This is a genomic window from Stenotrophomonas sp. FR010 (assembly GCF_047520755.2).
Lineage (GTDB): Bacteria > Pseudomonadota > Gammaproteobacteria > Xanthomonadales > Xanthomonadaceae > Stenotrophomonas > Stenotrophomonas sepilia.
The window spans coordinates 236,963-251,884 of sequence record NZ_JAXBQT020000004.1 but is presented as its reverse complement, the minus strand read 5'-3'; the positions used below and the strand labels follow the sequence as shown (position 1 = coordinate 251,884).

Annotated in this window: 12 protein-coding genes; 9 read left to right on the top strand and 3 right to left on the bottom strand. The window is 68.6% G+C overall.

Annotated elements, in window-relative coordinates:
• Positions 1 to 169: 169 nt before the first annotated feature.
• Together ACM0PK_RS05945 and ACM0PK_RS05940 are read right to left on the bottom strand one after the other, a co-directional pair.
• Complete coding sequence (locus ACM0PK_RS05945) at positions 170 to 661, bottom strand: methylated-DNA--[protein]-cysteine S-methyltransferase (protein ID WP_065197077.1); 492 nt, start codon at positions 659 to 661, stop codon at positions 170 to 172.
• Positions 658 to 2,136: a DNA-3-methyladenine glycosylase 2 family protein gene (locus ACM0PK_RS05940; protein ID WP_414606903.1), complete on the bottom strand. Its 1,479-nt coding sequence runs from the start codon at positions 2,134 to 2,136 to the stop codon at positions 658 to 660. Before ACM0PK_RS05940 ends, ACM0PK_RS05945 begins: the two co-directional genes overlap by 4 nt.
• A gap of 487 nt (positions 2,137 to 2,623) precedes the next feature.
• Here ACM0PK_RS05940 and ACM0PK_RS05935 point away from each other — a divergent pair, with 487 nt between their 5' ends.
• From ACM0PK_RS05935 to ubiM, 4 genes are all read left to right on the top strand, one after another.
• Entirely contained in the window at positions 2,624 to 3,787 is a 1,164-nt protein-coding gene (locus ACM0PK_RS05935; protein WP_414606902.1) for a COG3904 family protein, read from the top strand.
• Positions 3,788 to 3,846: 59 nt separating this feature from the next.
• Positions 3,847 to 4,392 (top strand): DUF4019 domain-containing protein, encoded by a 546-nt coding sequence (locus ACM0PK_RS05930; RefSeq protein ID WP_088496919.1) that lies wholly within the window; start codon positions 3,847 to 3,849, stop codon positions 4,390 to 4,392.
• Positions 4,393 to 4,403: 11 nt separating this feature from the next.
• A complete protein-coding gene (locus tag ACM0PK_RS05925; RefSeq protein ID WP_095379034.1) occupies positions 4,404 to 4,793 on the top strand; it encodes an MAPEG family protein in 390 nt (129 codons plus the stop codon).
• A 79-nt stretch (positions 4,794 to 4,872) separates the two neighbouring features.
• Positions 4,873 to 6,051 (top strand): 5-demethoxyubiquinol-8 5-hydroxylase UbiM, encoded by a 1,179-nt coding sequence (gene ubiM / locus ACM0PK_RS05920; RefSeq protein ID WP_065177458.1) that lies wholly within the window; start codon positions 4,873 to 4,875, stop codon positions 6,049 to 6,051.
• 11 nt (positions 6,052 to 6,062) lie between these two features.
• Here ubiM and ACM0PK_RS05915 read toward each other — a convergent pair whose 3' ends face one another.
• On the bottom strand, positions 6,063 to 6,284 hold the full coding sequence (locus ACM0PK_RS05915; protein ID WP_014036469.1) for an RNA-binding S4 domain-containing protein: 222 nt from the start codon (positions 6,282 to 6,284) through the stop codon (positions 6,063 to 6,065).
• A gap of 269 nt (positions 6,285 to 6,553) precedes the next feature.
• Here ACM0PK_RS05915 and ACM0PK_RS05910 point away from each other — a divergent pair, with 269 nt between their 5' ends.
• The 5 genes from ACM0PK_RS05910 to ACM0PK_RS05890 all read left to right on the top strand — a co-directional run bounded on the left by ACM0PK_RS05910 (position 6,554) and on the right by ACM0PK_RS05890 (position 14,877).
• Positions 6,554 to 8,500 (top strand): DEAD/DEAH box helicase, encoded by a 1,947-nt coding sequence (locus tag ACM0PK_RS05910; RefSeq protein WP_414606901.1) that lies wholly within the window; start codon positions 6,554 to 6,556, stop codon positions 8,498 to 8,500.
• A 218-nt stretch (positions 8,501 to 8,718) separates the two neighbouring features.
• Positions 8,719 to 11,142: a putative bifunctional diguanylate cyclase/phosphodiesterase gene (locus tag ACM0PK_RS05905; RefSeq protein WP_414606900.1), complete on the top strand. Its 2,424-nt coding sequence runs from the start codon at positions 8,719 to 8,721 to the stop codon at positions 11,140 to 11,142.
• Between the two features lie 108 nt (positions 11,143 to 11,250).
• Positions 11,251 to 12,915 (top strand): sensor domain-containing diguanylate cyclase, encoded by a 1,665-nt coding sequence (locus tag ACM0PK_RS05900; RefSeq protein ID WP_414606899.1) that lies wholly within the window; start codon positions 11,251 to 11,253, stop codon positions 12,913 to 12,915.
• Positions 12,916 to 12,949: 34 nt separating this feature from the next.
• Entirely contained in the window at positions 12,950 to 13,672 is a 723-nt protein-coding gene (locus tag ACM0PK_RS05895) for a pseudouridine synthase (protein WP_019659152.1), read from the top strand.
• A 134-nt stretch (positions 13,673 to 13,806) separates the two neighbouring features.
• Positions 13,807 to 14,877 (top strand): sensor domain-containing diguanylate cyclase, encoded by a 1,071-nt coding sequence (locus tag ACM0PK_RS05890; RefSeq protein WP_005415818.1) that lies wholly within the window; start codon positions 13,807 to 13,809, stop codon positions 14,875 to 14,877.
• The last annotated feature ends 45 nt before the right edge of the window (positions 14,878 to 14,922 follow it).

Here is a 14,922-nt window from a genome sequence, read left to right as displayed (position 1 = left end):
CGCAGGACCGTTGGCGCCATGGATGGCGCCATCGACCCCCCATGGATGGGTTTACGGCGTGTCCTGCCCACCCATACCGCCCCACCCAACGCGTAGAAAATCGGAGCTGTATTGGCTCTTGACCTTGCCGTTGCCTCTGCGGGTGCCGGGCGCAGCCCGGCCGGCCCTCTCAGGCGAACAGCGGGGCCTGGCGCTGTTCCAGCCGCAGCAGCGCGGCCTTGGTTTCCAGGCCGCCACCGAAGCCGGTCAGTGCACCGTTGCTGCCGATCACGCGGTGGCAGGGCAGGATGATCGGCAATGGATTGCGGCCATTGGCCGCGCCCACCGCGCGGGTCGCGCTGGGTTGGCCCAGGTGCTGCGCCAACTGCAGATAGCTCCAGGTCTGGCCGAACGGAATCAACGCCAGCGCCTGCCACACGCGCAGCTGGAACGGCGTGCCGCGTGGTGCCAGCTGCAGGTCGAACCGGCTGCGTTCACCGTGCAGGAACTGCAGCAGCTGTTCGCGTGCCTCCGGCAGTGCATCCGGTGCGTAATGCCAGCCGTCGCGCCCGCGTGCGGGGTGACGGTTCTCCGGAAACAGCACGTGCGCAAGACCACGCTCGTCACCGGCGATGGTCAATACGCCGATCGGGCTGTCGAAACGATCGAACAACAGGATCATGTCGGTTCTCCAACGAACGTGCCGGACAGGTGCCACAGGTGCAGCACCGCGTAGGCGCGCCACGGGCGCCAGGGTTGCGAGCGCGCTTCGGTCGCGCGTTCGCTCAGGCGCTGGCCCTGCGCGTGGCCGAGCACCTGCTGCAGTACAAGATCGCCGGCCGGGAAGGCATCGGGCTGGCCGAGGCCACGCAGGGCGATGTACTGCGCGGTCCAGGGGCCGATGCCGGGCAGTGCAACGCAGCGCGCAACGAATTCCTCCAAGGCCTGGCCGGGCCCGAAGTCGAGCCGGCCGCTGGCGCAGGCGGCGGCCAGGGCGCGCACGGTGGCCGCGCGGCTGCGCGGCAGGCCGATGGACTCCAATGGTGCCGCGGCCAGTACCTCGGGTGCGGGGAACTGGCGATCAAATTCCGATGGCATGCCCGGCAGGTGTGCGCCGTAGGCATCGACCAGGCGCCGCGCGAAGGTGGTGGCCGCGGCCACGCTGACCTGCTGCCCGAGTACCGCGCGTACGCCCACCTCGAAGCCATCCCAGCCGCCGGGCACGCGCAGTCCGGGGCGTTCGGCGATGCCACGCGCGAGCAGCGGTTCTTCGCCCAGCGCGGCATGGACCTGCCGCAGGTCGGCATCCAGATCAAACACCCGACGCACGCGGCGCACGATGTCGGGGATCAGGCGCGGATCCACCGCGCCCAATTGCAGGCGCAGTTCCGGCCGCTTCGAATCGGCGGTGACGCGCAGCAGGGTGGGGCGCTCGGGCGTGCCCAGTACGCGCTGGTAGCTGTCTTCGCCGATCAGTTCGATGCCGGGCAGGCTGCGTTTGCGCAGGAAGGCCAGCATGCGTGGGAAGTCCAGTGGTGGACGGTAGCCCAGGCGCAGCACCAGGCCGCCATCATCTGCAGCCAACGGTTGATGCTGGCGACGCAGGGCGGTCGGCGCCATCCCACAGCCCTGCAGGAACGCGGTATTGAAGCGGCGCAGGCTGTTGTAGCCGGCAGCCAGCGCGACGTCGGTCACCGCCAGCGTGGTTTCGGTCAGCAACTGTTTGGCCAGCAACAGGCGATGGGTTGCGTGGATCTGCCCGGGCGTCGCGCCGAGATGTTCGACGAACAGGCGCTGCAGTTGGCGCGCGCTGAGGCCGAGCTTCGTTGCAAGATCGGCCACCGGCTGCTCCTGCAGGAAGCCGCCGTGGATCAGCACCAGTGCCCGCTGCACGGTCTGTCCGGCCAGGGCCTGCTGGGCCTGCGGTGCCAATTCCGGGCGGCAGCGCAGGCAGGGGCGGTACCCGGCGGCCGCAGCGGCCGCGGCGGTCGGAAAGTAGGTAATGTTGCGCGGCTTCGGCGGCGGTGCCGGGCACACCGGGCGGCAATAGATGCCGGTGCTGCGCACGGCGGTGAAGAACACGCCGTCGAAGCGTGCGTCGCGGGCCAGGCGGGCGCGGTCGCAGGCGGCGGTGTCGAGGGCGAGAGGGGAGTCCATGGCGCCAGTCTAGGCCCGCGCGGGCGGCGATACTCGCCACATTCGGACATGGATGCTGAAGGGGGTCAGGCTGGGCTGCGCCCTGCACCCGCGGAGGCCAGAGCAACAACAACAGCGGGCTTCCTGGGGGAGGGCGGGGTGGGTCCGGTTGCAGGGGACGCTGCAAGTACCCCTCCGGGGCCCGGCCCAGCCGCTGGCGGCTGGGCGTTCGGGTGCTTGCGAAGCAGTGCTTCGCAAACAAAGCGCCCTCACCCATGTAGCTCGGTCGCGCCATCCATGGCGCTCACGCCCCTGCAACCGGACCCACCCCGCCTTCGACAGGTTCATGCGACCTGTCGGGCGAGCGTTCTGCGCTGCTGTTGGTGGTTGTCGACCTTGGTCGACACGCTTTTTCCCCAAGGGTCAGAAGGGGTTCATCACCACGCACTGAATGCGCGGCCTGGACGGGTAGACTGTGGCTCTTGCTCACGTGAAGACCGGTTGCCCGATGTCCGCCAAACTCCGCTGGTTGCCCCTGTTGTGCCTGGCCCTGGCGGGCTGCAGCCAGCTGGAGAATCCGGGCAATGTGACTGCCGCCGACAAGGCCGCGCGGGCGCCGGCCAGCGATGGCGAGAACATGGTGTCGATCAATGCGGCCGATGCACCGCCACCGCCAGCGCCGCCGCGCAGTCAGGCGGATCGGCCGTGGCCGCAGGCGCAGCTTGAGAATGGCCGTGCCTGGGTCAGCTGCAGCACGGAATATGCTGGCGAAGCTGGCGACGGTGTCGAGCTGGAAGGCCTGCAGCGCGAGCAGATCACCCAGGCGCTGGCGCCGTGCGCCGAGCGCGGCCTGATGCGCGTGCGTTACGCCGGCAAGATCAATCCGGGCTTCGCCGAGATGATGTGGCGGCTGGCCGTGGTCGCTGACGAGCAGAAGATCCACAAGCGCATCCTCGATCTGGATTCCAGCGGGGGGCAGGTGGAGTCGGCGATTGTCGCCGGTGACAGCATCGGTGAATCGGGCTGGACCATCTGGGTGCGCGAAGGCTCGATCTGCCATAGCGCCTGCGTGTTCGTGCTGGCCGCCGGCGACAACCGCCTGCTGTCGGGCAAGGTCGGCATCCACCGCATGATGCGCATCAGTTCCAAGGCCACCTCGCGCGCCGAGCTCAACCGCGAGCTGCACGAGGTCTACGACAACGTGAAGGACTACCTGCAACGCAACGGCGTGGCGGTCGGTGTGGCCGATCTGATGATGACCGTGCCCAACCGCAGCCTGCGGCTGCTGACTCCGGACGAACTGCGCCAGTACGGCCTGGATGGCACCAATGCGGTGCAGGACGATCTGGAACGGATCAAGCAGATGCGTGCCTGCGGCGACGATTTCGTGCAGCGCAAGGACGCGTTCCTGGTCGCCTTCGACCAGCAGTGCAAGCGCGAAGGCGCCGACATGGAGTCGATCAACAGCTGCGGCCAGGCGTTGAAGCAGCGCTTCGGCTTCCCGGACGCGGTCTGCCCCGACGAAAGCCCGCTGTCGGAGATCGATGTGGCGACGCTGCCACCAGCGCCGCCGGAGCCGCCGCCGGTGGCCGAACAGGCGCCAGCAGAGACCGGCACGCCGGCCGCGCAGGCCGATGCGGCGGCGGTGGAAGGCAACGCCCACGCGCGCTGACGAACCGCTCACTGCGCTGGCGTAGACTGCGGTCCTTTCCTCCAGAACCGGCGGTGTCCATGAAGCGCGTGCTCCTGCTGCTGTCCCTGCTGCCCCTGACTGCGTTGGCGCAGGTACCTGCGCCGGCCACGCCGGCACCGGCACCCGCGCGCCCGGCCCCGGCATCGCCGGCGGCCGCGAAGCCCGCCACTGCAGGTGCCCCGGCGTTGACCGCTGCGCAGCAGGCCCAGGTGCAGAAGCAGGACGCGGAAATGGGCGCGGCTGCGTTGAAGGCGGCACAGCTGGTCGATGCCAACCGCGCCGGCGAATTGTGGGATGGCGCTTCGGCCGTCGCGCGCCGTGCGGTGCCGAAAGCCACCTTCGTCAGCCAGTTGGCCGCCGAGCGCACGCGCCTGGGTGCGCTGGCCGGGCGTGGCCAGCCGACCATCACCCGGGTCAAGTACAGCCCCGGCGCCGCAGTGCCGGAAGGGCTGTACATCAACGTCAGCTTCCCGACCCGTTTCGCCAACAGCGCGCAGCCGGTGCGCGAGCTGGTCTCGTTCCGCTTCGACGAAGACCAGGTCTGGCGCCTGGCCGGTTACAGCCTGCGCGCGTCGGCACCCTGAGGAGATGAACGATGGCAACTGAGCTGACAATGCTGGCCTGGTCGGTGCTGCTGGGCTTTGTCTACATCTTCGCCACCTCCACCGTGGTCACCCGCGAGCGCGGGATGAAGTGGAATGCCTCGGCACGCGATGGCGATGCAAAGCCGCTCAGCGCGCTGGCCGGTCGCCTGCAGCGTGCGCAGGCCAACTTCCTGGAAACGTTCCCGTTCTTCGCCGCTGCCGCCATCGCGGTGGTCGTGGCCGGGCGCAGCAACGACACCACGGCGCTGGCTGCGCAGGCCTACGTCTGGGCGCGTGTGGTCTACCTGCCGCTGTATGCCGCAGGCGTGCCCTACGTGCGCAGCCTGGTCTGGCTCGTATCGCTGCTGTCGATCCTGGCGCTGGTGTTCGCACTGCTGTAGCCGGGCCTGATCCAGATCAAGGCCAGTCATGCGCGCGGCGCTATGCTGGCCCGGACTGAATCAACGGCAGGAGGCGCGCATGCGCAGGATGGACGTGGTGGTGGTCGGCGCCGGACCGGCGGGCCTGTGCTTCGCGCGTGCGCTGGCCGGCAGTGGCCTGCAGGTCGGGCTGGTCGAAGTGCAGCCGCGCCAGGCCCTGGCCGAAGCCGCCTTCGATGGCCGCGAGATCGCGCTGACCCATGCCTCGCGGCAGAGCATGGAGCAACTGGGGCTGTGGCAGCGCCTGCCGCAGGCCGAAGTCGCCGAGCTGCGCGATGCCAGGGTGATGAACGGCGGCTCGCCGTTCGCGTTGACCTTCGCCAGCAGCCAGGTTGATGGCCAGCCGCTGGGCTGGCTGGTGCCCAACCACCTGATCCGCCGCGCCGCCTGGGATGCCGTGCAGGGCCAGGATGCGCTGGAGCTGTTCGATGGGCGCAAGGTGCTGGGCGTGCAGGCCGATGCGCAGGGCCACGTGGTCAGACTCGATGACGGCAGTCAACTGCACGCGCGACTGCTGGTCGCGGCTGACAGCCGCTTCTCCGCCACCCGCCGCATGCTCGGCATCGGTGCGCAGATGCGCGACTTCGGCAAGTCGATGCTGGTATGCCGCATGCAGGTCGAGCGCGACCATCACCACACGGCCTGGGAGTGGTTCGGCTACGGCCGCACCATGGCGCTGCTGCCGCTCAACGAGGGCCAGGCATCGGCGGTGATCACGCTGCCGCCGCGGCAGATCGAAGAACTGCTGGCGATGGACGAGGTGGCCTTCGGCGATGCCATCAGTGCCTGCTTTGAGCATCGGCTGGGCCGCATGCAGCCGGTGGCCACGCCGCAGGCGTATCCGCTGGTAGGTGTGTACGCGCACCGTTTCGTCGGCGAGCGTTCCGCGCTGATCGGCGATGCCGCGGTGGGCATGCACCCGGTCACCGCGCACGGCTTCAATCTGGGACTGGCCAGCGCACAGCGGCTGGCACAGGGCATCGTCGCGCAGCAGCGGCGCGGTGCCGACATTGCCGCCGCCGGCATGCTGGCCAGCTACCAGCGCGGTCATCGGTTGGCGTCGCGGCCGCTGTACGAGGCCACCAACGCGATCGCCAGCCTGTACACCGACGATCGTCGCCCGGCACGCCTGCTGCGGGCCGCGGGCCTGCGCCTGGCGCAGGGCGTGGCGCCGTTCAGGCAGCTGATCGCCTCGCACCTGACCCAGCGCGTGGCCTGAACACCCTCGGATCAGCCAGCGGCCAGCACGCGGATCTGGCTGTCGGCGAACTCGACCACCTGGCCTGCGCGGATCTTGCAGGCCTTGCGCAGTTCGACCTCACCATCGACCCGCACCTGGCCCTCGCTGATGACCATCTTGGCCTCGCCGCCGCTGGTGACCAGGTCGGCCAGCTTCAACAGCTGCTTGAGTTCGACGTAGTCACCGTCGAGGTCGAATTCGAGAATCTGCATGGAGCGAGGGGTCCTGGAAAGACGGCGCGGGCCAGCGGCCGGGCCGGAAAGAAGGGCGCGTATTGTGCGCCAGCACGGGGCATGACGGCACGCGCATGGAAAGCTGTACGCCTCGTTCAGGATCAATGCGGTATCATTCCGCTCTGAGCGAGTGAAATCTCCTCCGACCGAGCAGCGCCAGGGCACGCGATAAGAAGGGCGCCCAAAGCGCGGACCATCACCCTTTTTATCGCACTGCCAGGAAGACGGCAGTGCCTTCGGAGTTCCCCATGTCCCAAGATTCCCAAGCGCCGCTGCAGTTCGCGCAGCTCGGCCTGTCCGAGCCCGTGATGCAGGCGGTCACCGCCATCGGCTACGAAACCCCGTCGCCGATCCAGGCCGCTACCATCCCGGCGATGCTGGAAGGCCGCGACGTGCTGGGCCAGGCCCAGACCGGTACCGGCAAGACCGCTGCGTTCGCACTGCCGGTACTGTCCAACATCGACCTGCAGCAGATCAAGCCGCAGGCCCTGATCCTGGCGCCGACCCGCGAACTGGCCATCCAGGTCGCCGAGGCGTTCCAGTCCTACTCGTCGAAGATCCCGGGCTTCCGCGTGCTGCCGGTGTACGGCGGCCAGCCGTACGGCCAGCAGCTGTCGGCGCTGCGCCGTGGCGTGCACATCGTGGTCGGTACTCCCGGCCGCGTGATCGATCACCTGGAACGCAGCACCCTGGACCTGTCCGAGCTGAAGACCCTGGTGCTGGACGAAGCCGATGAAATGCTGCGCATGGGCTTCATCGACGATGTCGAAGCCGTGCTGAAGAAGCTGCCGGAGCAGCGCCAGGTGGCCCTGTTCTCGGCCACCATGCCGCCGCAGATCCGCCGCATCGCGCAGACCTACCTGCAGGACCCGGTGGAAGTGACCATCGCGGCCAAGACCACCACCTCGGCCAACATCCGCCAGCGCTACTGGTGGGTGAGCGGCATGCACAAGCTGGACGCGCTGACCCGCATCCTGGAAGTCGAGCCGTTCGACGCGATGATCATCTTCGCGCGCACCAAGGCCGGCACCGAAGAACTGGCCAGCAAGCTGCAGGCGCGTGGCCTGGCCGCTGCCGCCATCAACGGTGACATGCAGCAGGCCCAGCGCGAGCGCACCATTGCCATGCTGAAGGAAGGCAAGCTGGACATCCTGGTCGCCACCGACGTGGCCGCCCGCGGCCTGGACGTGGAGCGCATCAGCCACGTGCTGAACTACGACATCCCGTACGACACCGAGAGCTACGTGCACCGCATCGGCCGTACCGGCCGTGCCGGCCGCAGCGGCGAGGCGATCCTGTTCGCCACCCCGCGCGAGAAGGGCATGCTGCGCCAGATCGAGCGTGCCACCCGCCAGCCGATCGAAGAGATGCAGCTGCCGAGCGTGGAAGCGGTCAACGACACCCGCATCAACAAGTTCACCTCGCGTATCAGCGAAACGCTCGGCGCCGGCGGCCTGGACTTCTACCGCCAGCTGCTGGAGCGCTTCGAGAACGAGCAGAACGTGCCGGCCATCGAGATCGCCGCCGCGCTGGCCAGGATGCTGCAGGGCGATACCCCGTTCCTGCTGCAGCCGCCGGTGCGTGCCCCGCGTGAAGAGCGCGCGCCGCGCGAGCGCTTCGACCGTGGCGACCGCCCGGAGCGTGGCGATCGCTTCGACCGCAACGAGCGGGGGCCGCGCTTCGAGCGTGGCCCGCGTCGCGACGACGCCGAAGGTGGTTTCGAGCCGCGTCCGCGCCGCGAGGTTCCGCCGCGTGGTGCGCCGGAGCAGGGCATGGAGACCTACCGTATTTCGGTCGGCCACCAGCACGGCGTGAAGCCGGCCAACATCGTCGGCGCCATCGCCAACGAAGCCGGCCTGGAAAGCCGTTTCATCGGCCGCATCGACATCCACGACGACTTCTCGCTGCTGGACCTGCCGGCACAGATGCCGCCGGACGTGCTTTCGCACCTGCAGAAGGTGTGGGTGTCCGGCCAGCAGCTGCAGATGCGACCGCTGGCGGCCGGTGAAGAGATCAACCCGGCCCCGCGTCCGTTCAAGCCGCGCTTCGACAAGCGTGGTCCGGGCGGCCCCGGTGGCCCGCGTCGTGGTGGTCCGGGTGGTCCGGGTGGCCATGGGGGCGACCGCGGCGGTGACCGCGACAGCCGCCCGCCACGTCGTGATGGCTTCAAGCCGCGCGGCCCGCGCAGCTTCTAAGCCGCACCCACAGCCGTCCAGAGCGACGCCGGCCCCCGGGCCGGCGTACAGGAAAAGGGGACGGAGGGGATTAAGTCGTCTATGGCAGGCCATGCGCCTATGCCGAAAACGACTTAATCCCCTCCGTCCCCTTTTTCGCACGGTCAACACATTGCCGGTCATAGGCTGGTCCGGTTCCAAAGGAGGTTGTCACCGCAGCACATTCGGGGGGATCCGGGATGGGTAGGAGTGGCACGGACCAACAGAGCCGGCGGGTGCCGATGACCCGGGGGCTGGGACTGCGATTTGCGTTGTTGACCGGCATGGCGATCGGACTGGTCGCACTGTCGGCGTTGATCCAGGAACTGCAGGCGGCCTCCACCGCCTGGATCGCCGGCCAGGGATACTGGTCGCGCGGTCAGCAGGATGCGACCGCCGCGCTCAGTCGCTACCTGGCGCGCGGTGATGCCCAGGACCTGGACGATGCACGCCAGGCCCTGCAGGTGCCGTTGGGCGATCTGCAGGCGCGCTTGGCGCTGGAACAGGCGGAGCCTGACGAAGAGAAGGCCCGGCAGGGCTTCCTGCAGGGGGGCAACGCGCACGCCGACATTCCGCGCCTGGTGTTTTCGTTCCGCTACGCGCGCGATATCGGTGCCTTCCGCGAAGCGACCGCGTTATGGCGGCAGACCGACGGGGACCTGATGGCGCTGCAGCGCCTGGTCGATGAGTTGCAGCGGCGGCACGAGGGTGGCCCCTTACTGACAGCCACGCGTGACCAGTACCTGCAGCAACTGCGTGATCTCGACCGCCGGATGAAGGTGCAGAGCCAGGCGTTCTCGCAGGCGCTGCTGCGGATGGCGACGCTGGTGAGGCTGGCCACGTTGATGGTCGCGGGCCTGTCGGTGCTGGCGATCAGCCTGATGGCGGTGGCCCTGGCGCGCCGCGTCGGCAAGGACCTGACCGAACACGAGAGCCGCTTCCGCGCAGCGTTCTACCAGGCCAACGTCGGCATGCTCAAGCTCGATACCGAAGGCAAGGTGATCGAGGCCAACCAGGCGATGGCCGACATCCTCGATCATCGCCGCGACGTGCTGCTGCAGCTGTCGCTGGCTGACCTGCTGATGGACGGCGAGCTGGTCATTGATGGGGTGGGGCGCATCGATTGGGACCGCCAGCTGCGCCCGAGCGAACTGCGCTTCCGCCGTCGTGATGGCAGCCTGGTCTGGGGCCGCTGGAGCGGCACCGGTGTGCGCAGCGCCGGCGGCGGCCTGTCAGTGTTCGCGATCATCGAAGACGTCAGCCAGAACCATGCACTGGCGCGCGAGATCGAGCACCACGCCAGCCATGACCCGCTGACCGGCCTGATCAACCGGCGCGAGATCGAGCGCCTGCTGGAACGCGCACTGCTGCAGGTGCGCAGCGAAGGTGGCACGCACGCGCTGTGCTACATCAACCTGGACCATTTCAAGCTGGTCAATGACAGCTTCGGCCATGCCGCCGGCGACCAGATGCTGCGCAGCTTCGCCGATTACCTGGTGGCGGCGGTGCGCGATGGTGACTGGGTGGGCCGGCTGGGTGCGGACGAGTTCGCGGTGTTCCTCGCCCATGCCGGGCAGGACGAGGCCAAGCGCGTGCTGCAGCGCGTGATCCGCAATCTGGGGCAGGCGACGTTCCCGGTGAGCGAGGGCAGCCCGCAGTTGAGCTGCAGCATCGGCGTGGTCGAGGTCAGCGCCGATGCACCGGATGTGAACTGGTTGATGAGCGCCGCCGACAGTGCCTGCTATGCGGCCAAGCAGGCCGGGCGCAACCGCGTGCACTGCTTCAACGAGAACCGCATGGCGCTGGAGGAACGGCGCCGGGAAGCCGAGCGGCTGCAGGGCGTCAGCCTGGGCATGGCCGAGAACCGCATGGTGCTGTATGCGCAGCGCATCGCCCGCGTGGGCGATCCCACCTACCTGCACTACGAGGTGCTGGTACGCATGCGCGGCAGCGATGGCAGCCTGCACCTGCCGGGCCAGTTCATGCCGGCGGTGGAGCGCTATGGCATGGCCGTGGCGCTGGACCGGCACGTGCTCGGCCTGCTGTTCCGGCACCTGCAGGTGTGCCCGGCGCATGTGCGGCAGCTGGGACTGTGCAACGTCAACGTGTCGGCGCAGTCGATCGCCGAACCCGGCTTCCTCGCCTTCGTCTGCGACCTGCTGGAGCGCAATCGCGCGCTGGCCTCCAAGCTGTGCTTCGAGATCACCGAAACCGCCGCAATCAGCAACCTCAGCCAGGCGCGCGCGTTCATCGATGCGGTGAAGGCGCGCGGCTGCCGGATGGCGCTGGACGATTTCGGCTCCGGGCTGTCCTCGTTCGGCTACCTGCGCCAGCTGCCGGCCGACATCCTGAAGATCGACGGGGCCTTCGTGCGCGACATGGATACCGATCCAGTCAGCCACGCCACCGTGCGCGCGATCAGTGAACTGGGGCGCGAGCTGCAGATGGAGGTGGTGGCCGAATGGGTAGAGACCGCCGAAGTCGCCGCCGCGCTGACACGGCTTGGGGTGCAGGGCCTGCAGGGCTATGCGGTCGAGCGGCCGCAGCCACTGGAACGGATGACCCTGGCCGACCTGCGGCCGGTGCGTCTGGTGGCCGCGAAAGGTCCTCCCGCCGCAGGTTGAACGCCGTCGGCGACTTTGGTCTACACATGCGTTGCAGCCGCGGCTGCGATAATGCCTGCCAGGGGCGACGCGCAGTGGGCGCGGGCGTAAGCAGCAACAGGACGTGGCGTGGGCGGCAGGCAGTGGCAGTACGGAACAGGGGCGGTGCTGGTCGTGCTGCTGGTGTGGTTGGCGACGCCGTGGCCACTGTGGGCCGCTGCCGTCGAAGCCGGCCGCGATTACCTGCTGGTCGGCGCAGCCACCGATGAACCCACTCCACATCGCGCATGCACGCCGGGCATGCTGGCCGGTCACCGGCAGCAGGTGCAGGTGCCTGCGCCGCCGGGCGGCTGGTCGGGGCAACCGCAGGCCCTGGACGTGTTCAATGTGTTCGCTGGCGAAGTCCGCGTGCAGTATGGCGATCGCGAGATCTGCGGCAACATGCACGATGCCCGTACCCGAGACTCACGCTTCCGCGCAGGCATCGGGCTGGTGGCGGTGCCGCCAGCGGGCAGTCACGATCCATTCCTGGTGTCGTGGCAGACGCCGTTGAAGGCGCGTTGGGTACCCACCCTTCGGCTGGGCGCGCCCAGTCCCGTGCAGCAGAACGATACCGCCCGCCTGCTGGTGCGCGCGGCCTGCATCGCCGTGGCGATCGCACTGGCGTTGTCGGCACTGATGGCCTTCCTCACCACCCGCGACCGCAGTTTCTTGGTCTACATCGCCGGTACCACCGTGCTGGTGCTTTGGCAGGCCATCCTCGGTGGCCTCAGCGGCTATCCGGAACCCTGGCTGCCGGTGGGCGAGCGCGGTGCCTGGTGGCTGCTGGTGTTGACTGCGGCCACGCAGGCCCTGGTGCTGCCGGCGCTGTGGCGGCTGAATGGCGGTGATCGCCTGTTGCCGCGTTCGCGTCCGTTCCAGCTGGTGGCGCTTTGGGGATTGCTGGTGTTGGCTGCACTGGTGCCCTGGCTGCCATGGGACAGCCTGGCCTGGGTGGCGCAGGGCCTGCAGGTGTCCTATCTGCTGGGCTGTGGCCTGGCGTTGATGGCCGGGGTGTGGGCACGGCTGCGCGGTGACCGCTGGGCGCAGGCGGGGCTGGCGGCGCTGGCGCCGATGCTGGTGTTGATCCTGGCCGACGCCTGCCGCGCGGCGTGGTTGCTGGAATACCGCGTGGAGGCCCTGCAGCTGGCGGTGACCTGGCTGCTGATGATGGCCGCCTACGCACTGAACCAGCGGCTGGGTCGCCTGCGCCAGCAGCGCGATGAACTGCGCCAGCTGGCCGAGACCGATGGCCTGACCGGCCTGCCCAACCGCCGTGCCGGCCTGCAGCAGCTGGCCCGCCACCTGGAGCGGGTTGACCGCGAACGTGGCCCGCTGGTGATCGGCTTCCTCGATATCGATCTGTTCAAGGACATCAATGACCGCCATGGCCACGCCGTGGGGGACCAGGTGCTGGTGGCGGTGGCGCGTGCATTGCGTGCCGCGGTACGCAGCCAGGACCAGGTAGTGCGGATGGGCGGCGAAGAGTTCCTGCTGCTGATGCCGGGCATGCCCCGCGAGGCGGCGTCGGCGCGCCTGGATCGCCTGCGCCGGCACATCACGGAGGCGGCCCGGGCGCTGCAGGTGCCCGGCCTGGAGGTCACCGCCAGCATCGGCCTGGCGCAGTGGCGGCCGGGCGAGGACGATCTCGCCGCGCTGCTGCGCCGGGCCGACCATGCCATGTACGTGGCCAAGCGTGCCGGCCGCAACCGGGTGTTCGACGGCGAAGAACTCGATCCACCCGGCCTGGCATGAAGCGCGGCGGGCGGCGATGCCGGATAATAGGGCGATGACCACCCGACTCAACAAACACATCGCCGACACCGGCTTCTGCTCCCGCCGCGAGGCCGATCGCCTGATCGCCGCCCGCCGGGTCACCGTCAACGGCCACCCGGCCGGCACCGGCGCGGTGGTGGGCGAGGAAGACCAGGTGCTGGTGGATGGCCAGCCACTGCGCGCGCGCGTGGCCCGCAAGCCCGGCGCCCGCCGCCACGTCTACATCGCGCTGAACAAGCCGGTCGGCGTCACCTGCACCACCGAGACGTCGGTCAAGGGCAACATCGTCGACTTCGTCGGCCATGAACAGCGCATCTTCCCGATCGGCCGCCTCGACAAGGACTCCGAAGGCCTGATCCTGATGACCAGCAACGGCGACATCGTCAACCAGATCCTGCGTGCCGAGAATGGCCACCAGAAGGAGTATCTGGTGGCGGTCAACAAGCCGGTCACCGATGAGTTCCTGCGCGGCATGGCGCGTGGTGTGCGCATCCACGACCAGATGACGCTGCCATGCAAGACTTCGCGCATCGCCAAGTTCGGTTTCCGCATCACCCTGCAGCAGGGCCTGAACCGGCAGATCCGCCTGATGGCCGCCGAGTTCGGCTATCGCGTGACCCAGCTGCGCCGCGTGCGCATCGACAACATCAAGATTGGCGCGCTGAAGCCGGGCCAGTGGCGCAACCTGACCGAGCAGGAGCTGCAGGGCCTGCTGCCGAAGCAGCTGGACTGGTAGTGCCCGCCGCTGGCCGGCTGCAATGGGCGCGCGAGGTATCCGGGATGCCGGCCAACGGCCGGCACGGCCCGCCATGCGGATTGCTCACCGGCATCCGCTAGACTTCGCGGTGACCTGCCGGAACGTGACGTTGCATGATCAAGCCCGACAAGCCCGCCAACGAAGCCCTTCGGCTCGAGGCGCTGTACCGCTACCGCATCCTCGATTCGGAGCGTGAAAAATCCTTCGACGACCTGGTGGTTATCGCCAAGGCGGTCTGCGGCACCTCGATGGCGGCGGTGACCCTGATCGATGTCGAACGGCAATGGTTCAAATCGATCCAGGGCATCGATGCGGCGGAAAACCTGCGCAGCGAATCGATGTGTGGCCATGCCATCCTGCAGCCGCAGCAGATCATGGTGGTCGAGGATGCGCTGCAGGATGTGCGCTTCCACGACAATCCGGTGGTGGTCGGCGATCCGCACATCCGCTTCTATGCCGGCGCGCCGCTGATCAGCTCCGACGGCTTGCCGCTGGGTACGCTGTGCGTGTTCGACGCACAGCCGCAACACCTGGCCAGCGACAAGGCCGAGGCGCTGGCCGCACTGTCGCGGCAGGTGATGCTGGTGATGGAGTTGCGCCGTTTCGCGCTCGACATCCAGAACCACATGCTGGAACGCGATGATTATGAGCGCCTGCTGTCGGAGTACCACGACGTGCTGCTGGCGCAGAACGCCGACCTGGCCGAGCAGAGCCGCACTGATGCGCTGACCGGCCTGCCGAACCGCCGCGCGATGGCAGCGGCGCTGGACGAGGCCGTGGCGATGACCGGGGAGCAGCCCGCTGAGGCCTGCGTCGCGCTGCTGGACATTGATCATTTCAAGCACATCAACGACTTCCAGGGCCACGCCACCGGCGACCGCGTGCTGGCTGAACTGGGCGCGCTGCTGCGGTCGCACTTTGCCGGCCGTGGCATGGCGGCGCGCTATGGCGGCGAGGAGTTCGTGGCAGTGATGCCCGCAACCGACCTGCGCACCGCCGAACTTCAGTGCGAGTTCCTGCGCCTGGCCGTGGCCGACCTGCCACTGGGCTTCCCGGTCACGATCAGTATCGGCATCGCCCAGCACCAGCCCGGTGAAAGCGTGGACGACACGCTGGCACGTGCCGACAAGGCGCTGTACCGGGCCAAGGGCAATGGCCGCAACCGGGTGGAAGTGGCGGGCTGAAGCGCCCCGCCCGGTAGATCCACGCCATGCGTGGATGCTCTTCCC